A 14,437-nucleotide genomic window follows, 5' to 3' on the forward strand; every position below is an offset into this window, starting at 1 on the left:
CCCGGCGCGACTGTTCGCTAGCGCCGGGGACCGGTAGGTGCAGATTTCCTTAGGTAAGGTCCAGGACCTTTTCCCGCTCGTCGGCGGCGTGAACTGCAGGGGGAGCAGCTGCTTCAGGCTTCGTGCGTCGCGATTCGTGCTGGGAATACAACCAGATGGGCAGGTAGAGCGCCAGTACGAGGAAGCCGACCCAGGTTGAAGTCCAGCCGATTTCCAGGCTATTCAGGTAGACCACGCCAATCAGGCACAGCGGCACATTGAACAGGCCAAAGATCATGGAGACGTTCGTCCAGCCCTTGGGTGCGTTGAAGGGCCTTTCCAGGTTCGCGAAAGCGGGGTGCTTCTTGGCTTTGACATAGGCGAAGAGGCTGATGCCGTTGGCGCACGTGTAGCCAATCGCCGAGGCCGCAAGAATTGCCGCGGCGTTTCCCATGGAAATGAGCACCAGGTTGAAGGCTCCGATCACCAGCAGGGCAACAAAGGGGGTTCCGTGGCGGTTGGTTCTGCCGAAGACCCTGGGGATGTTGCCTTCCACCGCCATGGAGTGCATGGCGCGGGAGGAACCCAGGTAAGCCGTTTGGATGATCAGCACCATGGCGGCGATCAGCATGATGATGGTGATTATTGACCCGGCCTGGCCAAAGGCGGCCTGAGCCACCGGAATCAGGGGCGATACAGACTGTTCCTGAACACCCTCGACACCGAGCACGCCGATGACTGCCGCCTGCAGCAGTACATAAAGGACGAGGCAGATGATCCCGCAGGCGAGCAGCGCCTTGGGGACATCCTTGGACGGGTTTTTGTATTCGGGGCCGTAGATGGCCGCCGTTTCCCAGGCGCAGGCACTCCACTGTGCGATGGCAAAGATGCCAAAGAGCATCAGGATATGGTGCATGTCCCAGGCCCAGTCAGTGGGCCACCAGTTGCCGGTGATGTTGGCCAGGTCAACGTGTCCGGTAGCAAAAGGCGCCACCGCCAGGATAACCAGCGGGATCAGGGAGATGGCTGCCAGGATGTAGCCCAGGAGGGCACCATCCTTGAGGCCGAACCAGTTCACTATGAACAACCCGCCGAAGATCACCAGACCCGAAATCAAAGCGAGCTGATATTCGGTAAAGGTGTCGCCCAGCGCCGGAAACAGCCCATGCAGGTATCCACCGGCCGTGATGGCGAAGATCGCCAGGATCGGGTTCCAGCCAAACCAGTAGCTCCAGGCGGTGAAGCCGCCGATCAGCTTGCCCTTGTCGTACTTGCCCTTGTAGTTTTCGGTGCGGAACAAATGCTGCGCAAAGCCTGGCAGGCCGGAGGCCTTGGGAAAGGTGGTGGCCATCTCGGCATACGCGGCGTTCTGCAAAAAGCCCTGAAGGACGGATATTCCCCAGATAAGAATTGCTGCGGCGGATACATACATCGGCAGGTAGCCCAACGAGGGCAGGATCAGCATGGGAACACCCAGCGCGATGGCCGCACCCTGCTTCCAGTTAATCGACCTTTTCAGGTCATCGCCTTCATCCAAACGATTTTCACTCATAACATCTCCTTTGATGAACTGAACGTCATGTGATCTTTACTGCCTTGACGCCTCTGGCGGCCAGCAAGTATGGGACGGACCCCGATGCGCGAACGTCCAGGCACATAGGAAGGTCCGAGAGGATTCGCCCTTGTGGCGAGGCGAGTCCGCGGGAGCGCCGCGACGAATCATCGCGCTCCCGCGGACTCAGTTAGGGACTGTCAGTCCGTGGTGCAGCATGTTTCGGTGGTGGTTGTTTCGGTTCGGTTTTCGTTGCTGGGGAGGTTGAGGGTGGGGTTTTGGTCGAAGAAGCCGTGGGGTTCGAGCATGAAGCCGATGTTTTGGCGGGGCATGATGGGCCAGTCTTCGAGGCGGACGACGTGGTGCATGCCGAAGGTGTACCAGACTACGAGGTCTTGGTCGACGATGTTCCGGTCTTTTTGGGTCCAGATGTGCAGGCCGTCGTCGGCGCCGGTGGCTTGGTTGGGGAATTCGCCGGCGGCGAAGCGTTCGGTGCGGTCGTAGGCGGTGACCCAGAGGTTGTTGCGGGCGAATTGGGCTCGTTTGCTGACGTAGGATTCGTCGCCGGCGGCCAGTTGGATACCGTCGGTGGGGATGAGGCGGTAGGCGACGGGTTCGTCCACGATGTTCTTGCTGTCGCGGTTGGCGATTTTCCAGAAGCGGTGTTTGGAGGAGTCGGTTTTCCGGATGGCGGCTTGTTCGGTTTCGAGTAGCCGGTCCACTGCCATGAAGGCGGTGTGGGTGGGGTTGTCTTCGGGGATTTCCATGTCTACTTCGTAGACGGCGTTGTTCGGGCCGTCGATTTCGAAGTCCATGCGGACGTTGAACATGTGTTGGTGGATCGGGGCGTAGAGTCCGTCGTTGTTCAGGGTCTGGCCGTAGGGGCTTTTCTCGCCGGGTTTCTGGCCGGCGGTGGAGAGGATGCCGGTGGCTTTGACGAGGAATTCGATGCTGCCGTCGAGGAAGAGGTGCCAGTAGAAGGCGTATTCGTAGTTGGCGACGGTGGCGATGAAGGAGATGACGAGTTTGCGGCTGCGGCGGGTTTCGGTGGTGCCTTCGCGGAAGTCGAAGTGCTTCCAGAGGATGGAGTCGTCTTCCTCGTGCATGCAGATGGCGTTTTCGATGGTCAGCGGGTTGCCGTGGCTGTCGGCGGTGATGCCGTCGAAGTATTTGATTTCGCCGAGGCAGTCGCAGCCCAGGGTGAGGGAGTTGGCCATGTTGCCGATGTTGTATTCGCCGGAGTCGAAGGCGTTCTTTTTGGCCTGGACGGGGGCGGTGTCGCCGTAGGGGACGACCATTTCGGAGAGTGAGGCGCGGTTGATGACGGGGCGTTCGGTGTCTTTGTCGCGGAACTTCAGCTGGTGGAGGACCAGGCCTTCGCGGGGGTGAATCCGACGCGGAAGGACCAGTCGGCCCACTGGACGTGGTTTCCGGTGACGTTGAAGGAAGCGCCTTCGGGCTGGGTGATGGAGATGGGTTTGAGGTCGGTGCGGGCGGGGCCGACGTATTTGGGCAGGTAGTTGCCGCTGGCGCTGGGGACGGGGATGGCCTGGTCGTCTTCGACCTTGACGACCTCGCCGGAGTTGAGGTCAACGATGACGATGAAGTTCTCGATCGGGTGCGCGTACGGGCTGTCGTCGGCCTCCTGACGGACGAAGACCAGGGCACGCATCAGGCGCCGGCCCTCGTTATCCTCGCCGAAGTAGCCCACGGACCACGGTTCGAAGCAGACCAGGCCCATGTCGGTGATGCCGCGTTTGGCGAGGGCGGCCTGGACCTCGGGGTTCTTCCGGCAGCTCTCTTCACCCTCGGCGAACTCGTCGAGCATGAAGGGCGGGTGGATGTTGGCAGCCAGCTGCGTCCACTTCGAGACGATGCCCGCATCAAGGTCGACAATCGCTTCGTAGGAACGCCCCTCGGCACGGTCCACGAGGACTGCATCTGCCTCGCGCACCGTCTTAGCGCCGCTGCGCAGCAGTTCCTTCTCAGGCTCGCGCAGCTCAATGCTGATGAAGCGGAACGACTCTGCCGCGGCCGGGCCGTCCTTCAGGATTGACGCCGCCCGGGAAATCTCGGCGCGGGACAACGGGTCGAGAGGGTGCGCAACCCCCACCTCGGTGTGGATTTCAGTGTTGAGAGTCATGGTTTCTCCTTGGTTTCTAATCAAAATAACGGCGCTTATAGCTGGCAGCCAGCATGGTTTTATTGCCATCGCGGGATAAAGGATAAAAGATCCACGGAATTTCAGAACTGTTAATCTTTGGATTTCCCAGAACTGCTAATTCTTTCGTACATACGATGCTGCGCTAAAAGACCCTCCCCGAACCCGGTTGAGGCTGGAGAAGGGATCGCTTGTAATTGGCATCCTCTGTTTCCAGAGTGTCAGCCGAGCACTTACTCCGGCCCCTTCTGGCGTTATGCAGATCACTTGCGTTCGGTCTGTGTAAGAAAACTACGTCATTCAACTCGGCCAGGCGAGCCTTTTGTGGATATTTACGTGAGAAATTCACGGCGGTATTTTCCCATCGCAGTTAACATGTTGGAAACATTCGGGAGCGGGCTGGGCGGGTCGGTCCGTGAGAAATTTGAGGCTGAATCTTCCCACCGCAGTTAACATGCTGGAAACATTCACAAACGCGTTCGCCGCCGTCATCGAGGGCCGGGAATGCTAATGTTTGGCACCTCTGGCCGGTGACGTGTGTCACGCGAAATCAAAGACGAGCCTGCATGCCGGAGGGAAAGTTGGTCCCAGTGTCTGCCCGCGGTGATCGCTTCATCACGCCCCGCTCTCCCGTGGAGGGCCTGAGCCGCCGGAAGCTTTCCTTCCTGCCGGTCTTCGCGCAGTCAGTAGCCAACGTGGCGCCCGCGGGCGCCATGACCGTCATCCCGGCCCTGATTTTTCCGGGTCTTGTCTTTGGATCCGATGGACCGAACCTTGTGCTGACATTCGGCGCAGCCATGGCAGTCATGATCCTGGTTGCCTTATGTCTGAGACCGATGGCAAAGCGCATGGCTGCCGTCAGCGGGCTCTACAGCTACACAGCCAAGGGACTTGGCCAACGGACGGCAATTACCGCCGGCTGGTCGGCCATCTTCGGGTACGGCCTTGTGGCCATGGCCAGTCTGTTGGCTGTTGGCATGTATGTCGTTGAGCTGTTCATCAACCTGGGCATCCCCGTCGCCGATCCTGAGGTTTTAGCGGTGCTGGTCATTCTTGCCGCTGCAGGCGCCGCCTGTTTCCTCATGATCAGGGGGATCCAGTTATCCGCGTGGTCCACGCTGTTAATGGAATCCATTTCAATTGGAATCCTCGCCGTCCTCATGGTCGTTTACTTCGCCTTCAACGAGCCGAAGGTCAATCTCGGGACTGTGTTTGCGTGGAACGGACATTTTGATTCGTTATCGATCGCAATCGTCGTGGCCGTCAGTGCCTTTGTCGGATTCGAAAGCCCAACCACACTCGGAGGAGAGGCGCAGAAACCCTTCGTCAGCGTGCCAAGGGCCATTACCTGGACCCCCATCTTGGCGGGCGTGCTCTATCTCCTCGCCGCGACCGCCCAGGACGTAGCCCTCAGAGATGCACCGTCAGACATAACAGCAAGCTCCACACCGTTGTCTGACCTGTTTTCCCAGACTTCCCCGGTGTTCGCCGCAGTCCTTGACCTGGGAATCGCCGCATCGTGGTTTGCGTGCGCCATCGCATCTGTGAACGCCCTGGCCCGGATATTCTTCTGCATGGGCAGGGAAGGCGTTGCCCCACGGGCAGTCGGCCGGACACACCCCGCTTTTCGGACACCTTCGACGGCGATCCTGGCCGTCATGCCGGTTGTGGCCATCGTCCCCATCGCGATCATCATCTTCGGAGCAAGTCCTGAGGAGGGCCTCGCCAACCTCTTCACGCTGGGCGCCTACGGATACCTGGGGTCCTACATCCTTGCCAGCGCGTCCCTGCCTTTCTTCCTGCGCAGGATCGGGGAGAACACGTACGCCAGCTGGGTACTTGGAGCAGCAACCTCCATGGTCCTCGGTGCGGTGCTATGGATGGCTGCGACAACATCGATTGGAACAGGCAACCTGCAGACTCTCATCTACGCCGGTGTCCTTCTCGCCAGCGTCATTTACGCCATGTACCTTCACCGCCGGTTACCCATGCGCCTGGCGTCAGTGGGCATCTACGACGAGACCCGCGAATCAGACCTGTTTCATGGCGGGCCGATCAAATGAACTACAGACCTTCACACTCCGGTTCCGGCCCAGCGTCAAATTCGCTCAGGCTCTTGGAGATCGTGGCACGGTTCGGCACCGGGACAACGGCGAAAGAGATCACCGACGCCCTGCGCATGCCTCCGGCGACCGCCTACAGGCTTTTGAATGCGCTTGTCGGGGACGAATATCTGGTCCGCACCTCAGATCTCCGCGGATTCGCGCTCGGCCACGCAATTTCAGGACTGGTGACAGCGGCGAACCCGCCAACTGTTCCCACCGCGGCCCGCACCGTCCTGGAGGAGTTCCGGCAGGGAAACCGTTTCGCCGTGCACCTCTTTATGTTCAGGAGCGCGTCCCTCCGGATCGCCGATGAAGATCCTGATTATCCGCTCCACTCGGTCTACGAGATGCTCCGGTACCCGCACACCTCCGCCCCGGGGAAGCTGATGCTCGCTGAACTTGGTAATTCGGTCTTCCCGCTTCCGAGCGGCCAGCTGGTGAAGCTGACCGAGGACACCATTACCGACAGCGGCCAGCTGTACAAGCAACTCGCGGAAATTAGGCTCAACGGCCAGGCCTCGGAAATCAACGAACTCGAATCGGGATCCGCCAGCCTGGCACTTCCCGTGCGGCAGCCCGACGGCTCAGTGGGCGCGGCGCTGTGTCTCACTGGCCCCGCGGAACGATTCACCACAATCTCCGAACACGCGGAGGCGGCACGTGAACTGACCACACGGCTATCGCCTCTCCTGTTCTGATGAGCGGATGCTCCGCCACGCAACTGTCCTCGGTTCCTCACAGCTGTCCCCCCGAAAAACCCGTCCCCATTCCCAGCCGCCGGACGTAAACTGACCTCCGCACCATTTATCGCGGGACAGAACCTTTGGAGCCGCCATGCTCTGGAAACTGCTTGTTGAATACCTGCGGCCGCACCGGCAGCTGCTGATCGCCGTCGTGATTTTCCAGCTAGCGCAGTCCATCGCGTCGCTGTACCTGCCCACGCTCAATGCGGACATCATCGATGAGGGCGTGGCCAAGGGGGACACCGGCGTCATCCTCAGCCTGGGTGGCCTGATGCTGGCGATCACGCTGCTGCAGATCATCTGCGCCGTGATTGCCGTGTACTTCGGGGCTAAGGCCGCCATGGGGGCGGGCCGGGACCTGCGCGGGGCCATTTTCACGCGGGTGGGGGAGTTCTCCGAGCAGGAAGTCACCAAGTTCGGCGCGCCCAGCCTGATCACCAGGTCCACCAACGACGTCCAGCAGGTCCAGCAGCTGGTGCTGATGGCCGCCACCATGATGGTGGCCGCGCCCATGCTCGCCATCGGCGGTGTGATCATGGCCGTCCGGCAGGACGTGCAGCTGTCCTGGCTGATCGCCGTCGCCGTGCCCGTCCTCATGATCGGCGTAGGGCTGATCATCACCCGGATGGTGCCGCTGTTCCGGAAGATGCAGAAGCGGATCGACACCGTCAACCGGGTGCTCCGCGAGCAGCTCACCGGCATCCGCGTGGTGCGCGCGTTCGTCCGCGAGGACATCGAGACCGCCCGCTTCGCCCAGGCCAACGAGGACGTCACGGACACCGCGCTGCGTGCCGGCCGGCTGATGGCGCTCGCGTTCCCCGTGGTGATGCTGGTGCTGAACGTCTCCAGCGTGGCGGTGATCTGGTTCGGCTCGTTCCGGATCGAGGACGGCTCCATGCAGGTGGGTACCCTCATCGCGTTCCTGAGCTACCTGATGCAGATCCTGATGTCCGTCATGATGGCCACCTTCATGGCGGTGATGATCCCGCGCGCCGCCGTCTCCGCGGACCGGATCGGCGAAGTGCTGGACACCGAGTCGAGCGTCCGGCCGCCGCTGAAGCCCGTGACCAGCGTGGTTCCGTACGGCGGGCGGCGCCGCGGGGAGCTGGAAATGCGCGACGTCGGATTCGCCTACCCGGGTGCCGACCAGCCCGTCCTCTCCGGGCTCAGCTTCACCGCCAAAGCAGGGCAGACGACGGCGATCATCGGCAGCACCGGAGCGGGCAAGACCACCCTGGTGAACCTCATGCCGCGGCTGTTCGACGCCACCACCGGCTCGGTGCGGATGGACGGCGTGGACGTGCGCGAGCTGCACCCGGACCTGCTCTGGGGGCACATCGGCCTGGTCCCGCAGCGGCCCTACCTGTTCAGCGGTACCGTCCGCAGCAACCTGCAGTACGGCAAGCCGGACGCCACCGAGGACGAGCTCTGGACCGCCCTTGAAATCGCCCAGGCCCGCGACTTTGTGGAGGAGATGGAGGGCGGGCTGGATGCGCCCATCTCCCAGGGCGGCACCAACGTCTCGGGCGGGCAGCGGCAGCGGCTGGCCATTGCCCGGGCACTGGTGAAACGGCCCGAGCTGTACATCTTCGACGACTCGTTCTCCTCCCTGGACACCGGCACCGACGCCCGGCTCCGCCAGGCCCTCAAGCGCAGCACCTCCGGCGCCACGCTGGTGATCATCGCCCAGCGCGTCTCCAGCATCGTGGACACGGACCAGATATTGGTGCTCGACGACGGCAGGATCGTGGGGCGCGGAACGAACCGTGAACTGCTGGAGACATCCGAGACGTACCGGGAGATTGTCTCCTCCCAGCTGGCAGCGGAGGAGACGGTATGAGCACGCCGAACCGGCCGACGCCGGGCGCTCCCCGCAGTGCCGGACCCAACTCTGCCGCCCCCGGCGGAACCGCAGCGGCCTCGAAAACCGGGACGGCCGACGTCGTACGCATTCCCCGTCCGGCGGGCGGACCGGGACGCGGCGGACCGTTCGCGGGGATGAACGTCCCGGCGGAGAAGGCGATGAACTTCGGGCCGTCGGCCAGGCGGCTGGTGGGCACGCTGCGGCCGGAGCGGGCGTGGCTGCTGTTGGTGCTGGTCATGGGGGTGGCCAGCGTGACGCTCTCGGTGATCGGGCCGCGGCTGCTGGGGGAGGGCACCAACCTGATTTTCGCCGGGGTGGTGTCGCGGGAGCTGCCCGCCGGGGTGAGCAAAGCGGAGCTGATCGCGCAGCTGCGGGCCGCGGGGGAGAACCAGCGGGCGGACATGCTGACGCCCATGGCGCTGACGCCCGGCGAGGGGATCGATTTCGCGGCGCTGTCCGGCGTGCTGCTGTGGGCGCTGGCGCTGTACGTGCTGGCGTCGGCGTTTATGTGGGTGCAGGCGTATGTGCTGAACGGGGTGGTGCAGCGGACGGTGTTCGGGCTGCGCGAGGAGATCGAGGCGAAGATCCACCGGCTGCCGCTGCGGTATTTCGATTCGATCCAGCGCGGTGAGCTGCTGAGCCGGGTGACCAACGACGTGGACAACATCTCCCAGAGCCTGCAGCAGTCCATCAGCCAGGCGGTCACGTCGGTGCTGACCGTGGTGGGCGTGCTGGTGATGATGTTCATCCTCTCGCCCACGCTGGCGCTGATCGCGCTGGTGACCGTGCCGCTGACGCTGGGGATCACGGCACTGATCGCCAAGCGCTCGCAGAAGTTGTTTGTGGCGCAGTGGAAGCACACGGGGGAGCTGAACGGGCAGATCGAGGAGACGTACACCGGGCATGCGCTGGTGAAGGTGTTCGGCCGGCAGCGCGAGGTGGAGGAGCGGTTCCGGCAGAAGAACGTGGAGCTGTACGACGCGAGCTTCGGTGCGCAGTTCATTTCGGGTCTGATCATGCCGGCCATGACGTTCATCGGGAACCTGGTGTACGTGGGGATCGCGGTGGTGGGCGGCCTGCAGGTGGCGTCCGGGGCCATGCAGCTGGGCGATGTGCAGGCGTTCATCCAGTACTCGCGGCAGTTCACCATGCCGCTGGCGCAGCTGGGGTCCATGGCCAACCTGCTGCAGTCCGGGGTGGCGTCCGCCGAGCGGGTGTTCTCGTTGTTGGATGAGGACGAGCAGTCTGCGGATCCTGCTTCCGGCGTTCCGCCTAATGGGGCGGGGCGGGGGCGCCTGGTGTTCGATGACGTCTCGTTCTCCTACTCGCCGGACAAGCCGCTGATCTCTTCGCTTTCCTTAGTGGCGGAGCCGGGGCAGACGGTGGCGATCGTCGGGCCCACCGGGGCCGGCAAGACCACGCTGGTGAACCTGATGATGCGGTTCTACGAGCTGGATGCGGGCCGGATAACGCTCGACGGCGTGGACGTCACCTCAGTGCCCCGGCGGGAGCTGCGCTCGCGGCTGGGCATGGTGCTGCAGGATACGTGGCTGTTCGGCGGGACCATCCGGGACAACATCGCGTACGGCCGGCCCTCAGCCACCGAGGACGAGATCCTGGAGGCCGCCCGGGCCACGTACGTGGACCGGTTCGTGCACTCGCTGCCGGAAGGGTACGACACCGTGCTGGAGGATGAAGGCTCCAACGTGTCCGCTGGCGAGAAGCAGCTGCTGACGATTGCGCGGGCGTTCCTGGCGCGGCCTTCTGTTCTGATCCTGGACGAGGCGACTTCCTCAGTGGATACGCGGACTGAGGTGCTGGTGCAGAAGGCGATGCGTGCCCTCCGGTCCGACCGGACGAGCTTCGTGATTGCACACCGTCTGTCCACCATCCGCGACGCCGACCTCATCCTGGTGATGGAGGCCGGCCAGATCGTGGAGCAGGGGACGCACGCCTCGTTGCTGGCTGCAGGCGGGGCTTATGCGCGGTTGTATGAGGCCCAGTTTGCGGCTCCCGTGGCGGAGATTTAGGGCTTCTGCTCTTACGATCAATGGCGGATGATCCGGCGTTCACCAGGCAGACACGTGAAAAAGGAAGGCTGCTGGACGGGCGCAAGTGGGACTACCAGCCATTGGCCGCCATAAAATTCCACGTACGAATCCGAGGGGCACCTTGCGTAGGCTTCTTCTCGTGTCATGTCGCTCAGGCTTTCTCGCTAGGTAACGCACTGTTGGGTAGGGAACTGCTTCTCCTCTTTCGCCGGAGGTGGGCTTGTCATCTATCGTCCTGTCATCTGCAGGTAGGCGAAACGCTAGTTCGGGATGGTTTAAACCACCCCTTTTGATAGGTAGCTCCATCGATCGGCCGCGCACAACGGCTAAACGGTGAGCCCAGAGCATTCCTCAACGGGCCTCACCCGGATGAAAAAATTATGGTTGAGTGGAGCATGGCTTCACCCATAGAGGACTATGCGTTGCTGTCGGATCTTCAGACCGGTCCCCTCATATCCCGGGATGGCAGCGTGGACTGGCTCTGTTTCCCACGCTTCGACTCACCGTCGGTGTTTAGCAGAATCCTAGGCACCGATGAGCACGGTCACTGGCTCTTGGCCCCCAGCGACGCCGGTGCTGCCGTTGTCGACCGGCACTATATTGACTCGACATTTGTGCTCCAAACCATCTGGAAGACCGGTGGCGGAACCGTCTTGGTAACCGATTTCATGCCGCTGGGGGACAACGGATCATCCCTTGTCCGCCGGGTGACCGGTTTGGAAGGCAGTGTAGAAATGCACCAGGAACTTCGGATCCGCCCAGGGTATTCGACGGTTTTGCCTTGGATGAGCCGTGTCCGCGACAATGCGCATACGGCGGCGCCGGTCCTGTTGGCCATGGCCGGTCCGGATGCTCTCGCACTGAGGGGACCTCATCTTCCGCATGCCCACGCGCACGGGCACGAAGGAGAATTCCTCGTTTCGGAGGGCGAGCAGCTTGATTTCGAACTGACGTGGTTCCCCTCGCACCGCCCGTTGCCGGCAGCGACTGACGTTGATGTGGCCCTCGAAGAAGCCACTGACTATTGGAGCCGCTGGGGAAGTCACTGCCGGCAGGACGGCGCCTATGGGGATGCGGTAAAACGTTCATTGTTGGTACTGCGGGCGCTCACACATTTTGAAACCGGCGGCATAGTCGCAGCGCCCACCACGTCCCTCCCCGAGGATTTCGGCGGGCCGCGGAACTGGGACTATCGGTACTGCTGGTTGCGCGATGCGGCCCTGACCCTGGAATCGATGCTGACCCATGGCTACGAAACGGAGGCACTTCAGTGGCGCAACTGGCTCCTTCGGGCCCTCGCCGGGGATCCCGAGCAGATGCAGATCATGTACGGGATAGGCGGAGAACGGGAGCTCCCTGAACGCGAGCTCCCCCACCTCCCTGGCTACGCAAACTCCAAGCCTGTACGCATTGGAAATGCCGCAGTATCGCAGTTCCAAGCTGATGTTGTCGGCGAAGTGATGGTTGCATTGGAAAGACTTCGTATGGCCGGAGGTAAGGAAGACCATTTCTCCTGGGCCCTTCAGAAGGTACTCCTGGGATTCGTCGAAAAACACATCGATGACAAGGACTTCGGCCTATGGGAGATGCGCGGTGCCGCACAGTACTTCACCCACTCCCGCGTGATGATGTGGGCCGCCTTTAACAGTGGGATCCGGGCGGTACGGATCCATGGACTTCCTGGAGACGCTGAAAAGTGGGAGCAACTCCGTGACCGGTTACGTGAAGAGATCATGCGCGAGGGATTCAACCGGAGCATTGACTCCTTTACGCAGACCTATGGTGGAACGCAAACAGACGCGGCGCTACTCGTTATGCCCCAGGTCGGTTTTCTCCCCTACAACGACAAGCACATGCTCAGCACCGTCACACGGCTGGAACAGGAACTCCTTACCGACGACGGCCTTTTGCTGCGCTATCGGACAGAGAGCGGCGTTGATGGCCTGGAGCCGGGTGAACATCCGTTCCTCGCATGCTCTTTCTGGCTTGTGGAGCAGTATGCGCGCACAGGTCGCCAGGCCGAGGCAAAGGTCTTGATGGACAAGCTCGTGGGGCTTGCCAACGAGCTTGGTCTGCTGAGCGAAGAGTACGCAACAGACGAAGATCGGATGGCTGGGAACTTTCCGCAAGCATTCTCGCACTTGACCCTGGTCAGGGCGGCAGATGCAATGCACGGGGTGGACCGACTCAGTCTGGCGGTCGAAGCTCCCGTTTAATGGCACGTTGTGGGAGGTGCCTCATTCTCCAGTGGTGCCGGCGGTAGGGATGCCCACGAAGAGCCGCCAGGGCATGGCGTGGAGGTCAAGCTGCTTCCCGGCGTATTGTGCGGGTGAGTAGATTCCCCCCATGAAGCGGCCGGTGTTGGTTGCGATGATCACATCGTTCTGGTCGACGAGGCACGTATTCGGGGGTAAGGCGCGGAGGTGCGGTTCGAGCTGGCCTTGGATTCCCCGGACAAGTACATCTGCAGCTGCTATCCCGACCATCTGCTCCCCCGAGAAAACGGCTTTGCTGAAGGTGACGATGTTTTCGTTGCTTCCGTTGGCATCCAGGTAAGCATGGCTGATGTGGACGGCTCGGTCGCCGTAGTCTTCGGGGCGCCATGTTGCGGTACCGCCCTCATACAAGTCCCAGTCGATCACGAGCCGCTGAAGTGACTGGGGTCCCGCGGGGGCATGGCACCACGCCGCACCCGCAGGGCCGAATGAGACGTCAGGCAGGAAGCCCGCTCCGTATAAAAGTGGAACGGCCCCTGCGAGAGTCCGTCGCGAAGCGTCGTAGATTGCGTCCAGGTCAGAGCTATCTCCCTGACGCTGGGAGCCGAGTTGAACGTGCACCGCGTGCTCAATCGAACGGATCGAAGATGAGGCCGTATCTGCCAGCAGCTCGGTAAAGGATTCTATCGATGCTACTTCGCGTTCCTCTTTGCGGGGGCCAGGAAAAGATTCTTCGCGTGATGCATCGACGCTCATTCGTAGGTCGAGCACCCGGTTCATATCCGAACGGACATGCTCCTCGGCTAGAGCCCGGGCAAGCATCCCGTCTCCGGACCGAATCGCTTCCACGATAGCGACATGTTCTGCTGCCGCGTTCCCGTTTTCGGCAGGGGCTGCCCAGATCAGCGGCCCCACCTCGGCTTGCATCGCCATTTCCTCGCGGGTGAGCCGCACAGAACCCGAGCTTGCGGCAAGCTCGATGTGAAACCTGCTGTCGTCGCGAATCGCCTGCGCGGAATCCTCCGACGATGCAATCTTCACCGCCATGGATGCCAGGCGCCCCAGGGAAAGCCGCCCACTCCGCTCCGCAGCGGAAGCAGCTGCCGAGCCCGCCAAGAAGGCCCAGTACTCACGGATGTCGCGCAGGTCATCAAGAGAATAGGCCATGAGCGACTCACGCTCCGCCTTGATGATGTCGCCAGTACTGGCCTTGACGAAGCTTCCGCCGCCCTTGCCGCGCCGCGTCTCGAGCAGGCCGCGCCCCCGCAGCTCAGCCAACGCGGCGCGAAGAGTTAGTGTCGACACACCCATCTTGGCTGCAAGCTCGCTTTCGCTGGGCAACTGGGATCCGTCTTCAAGGACTCCGAGCTCGATGGCATACTTGAGCCGCCTCCCGACCTCTTCCCCTCGATCAAAGGTGGCCAAGGGGGCGAATGCGAGCTGCTCTCTCCATGTGGTCATGGACCGGTGCTCCTTTGTCAGGCATGCTTGGCTCCGCCATCTTCATTATCTAACCTTTAAAGTTAAATGTCTATTGACATGTAACGTTAAAGGTCTAAGACTTAGAGGGAGATGAAAGATCTGCACCACCTCCAGCACCCGGGTTTTGAAAGGAAATGATCAGCATGACGCGAGAAGAAGCCTATGCCGGTTGCCCTTCGGACTCGTACGTGGAGTTCTACGGAGGCCAGTGGCTTGTCGTCCCATTTGCGCCAGTTGAGCAGCCCTCCTTTTTCACCTGTTTGCCTCGGAGCAGGCGGGGCGCC

General features: G+C 61.9%; 7 protein-coding genes and 1 pseudogene. 5 read left to right on the forward strand and 3 right to left on the reverse strand.

The features are described from left to right. Positions 1-49: 49 nt before the first annotated feature. Positions 50-1,531 (reverse strand): APC family permease, encoded by a 1,482-nt coding sequence (locus AU252_RS12970; protein ID WP_058931085.1) that lies wholly within the window; start codon positions 1,529-1,531, stop codon positions 50-52. A 200-nt stretch (positions 1,532-1,731) separates the two neighbouring features. Continuing rightward, positions 1,732-3,743: pseudogene (locus AU252_RS25010) on the reverse strand (primary-amine oxidase). 539 nt (positions 3,744-4,282) lie between these two features. Between AU252_RS25010 and AU252_RS12980 the strand changes: the two are divergent. From AU252_RS12980 to AU252_RS13000, 5 genes are all read left to right on the forward strand, one after another. After that, positions 4,283-5,755 carry an APC family permease gene (locus tag AU252_RS12980; RefSeq protein ID WP_240484171.1) on the forward strand — a complete coding sequence of 491 codons (1,473 nt, stop codon included), beginning with the start codon at positions 4,283-4,285 and terminating at the stop codon, positions 5,753-5,755. Then, on the forward strand, positions 5,752-6,495 hold the full coding sequence (locus AU252_RS12985; RefSeq protein WP_058931086.1) for an IclR family transcriptional regulator: 744 nt from the start codon (positions 5,752-5,754) through the stop codon (positions 6,493-6,495). The genes AU252_RS12980 and AU252_RS12985 overlap by 4 nt, the downstream gene beginning before the upstream one ends. 136 nt (positions 6,496-6,631) lie before the next feature. After that, on the forward strand, positions 6,632-8,380 hold the full coding sequence (locus tag AU252_RS12990) for an ABC transporter ATP-binding protein (protein ID WP_058931087.1): 1,749 nt from the start codon (positions 6,632-6,634) through the stop codon (positions 8,378-8,380). Continuing rightward, positions 8,377-10,434 (forward strand): ABC transporter ATP-binding protein, encoded by a 2,058-nt coding sequence (locus AU252_RS12995; RefSeq protein ID WP_058931088.1) that lies wholly within the window; start codon positions 8,377-8,379, stop codon positions 10,432-10,434. The genes AU252_RS12990 and AU252_RS12995 overlap by 4 nt, the downstream gene beginning before the upstream one ends. A gap of 416 nt (positions 10,435-10,850) precedes the next feature. Next, positions 10,851-12,671 carry a glycoside hydrolase family 15 protein gene (locus AU252_RS13000; protein WP_058932920.1) on the forward strand — a complete coding sequence of 607 codons (1,821 nt, stop codon included), beginning with the start codon at positions 10,851-10,853 and terminating at the stop codon, positions 12,669-12,671. 21 nt (positions 12,672-12,692) lie between these two features. On the opposite strand, the gene AU252_RS13005 is transcribed toward AU252_RS13000, so the two are convergent. Next, a complete protein-coding gene (locus AU252_RS13005; RefSeq protein WP_167349831.1) occupies positions 12,693-14,096 on the reverse strand; it encodes a GntR family transcriptional regulator in 1,404 nt (467 codons plus the stop codon). Between the last annotated feature and the right edge of the window lie 341 nt (positions 14,097-14,437).

Origin of the sequence: Pseudarthrobacter sulfonivorans, from assembly GCF_001484605.1 — a bacterium.
In the GTDB taxonomy this organism is placed as follows: Bacteria; Actinomycetota; Actinomycetes; order Actinomycetales; family Micrococcaceae; genus Arthrobacter; species Arthrobacter sulfonivorans_A.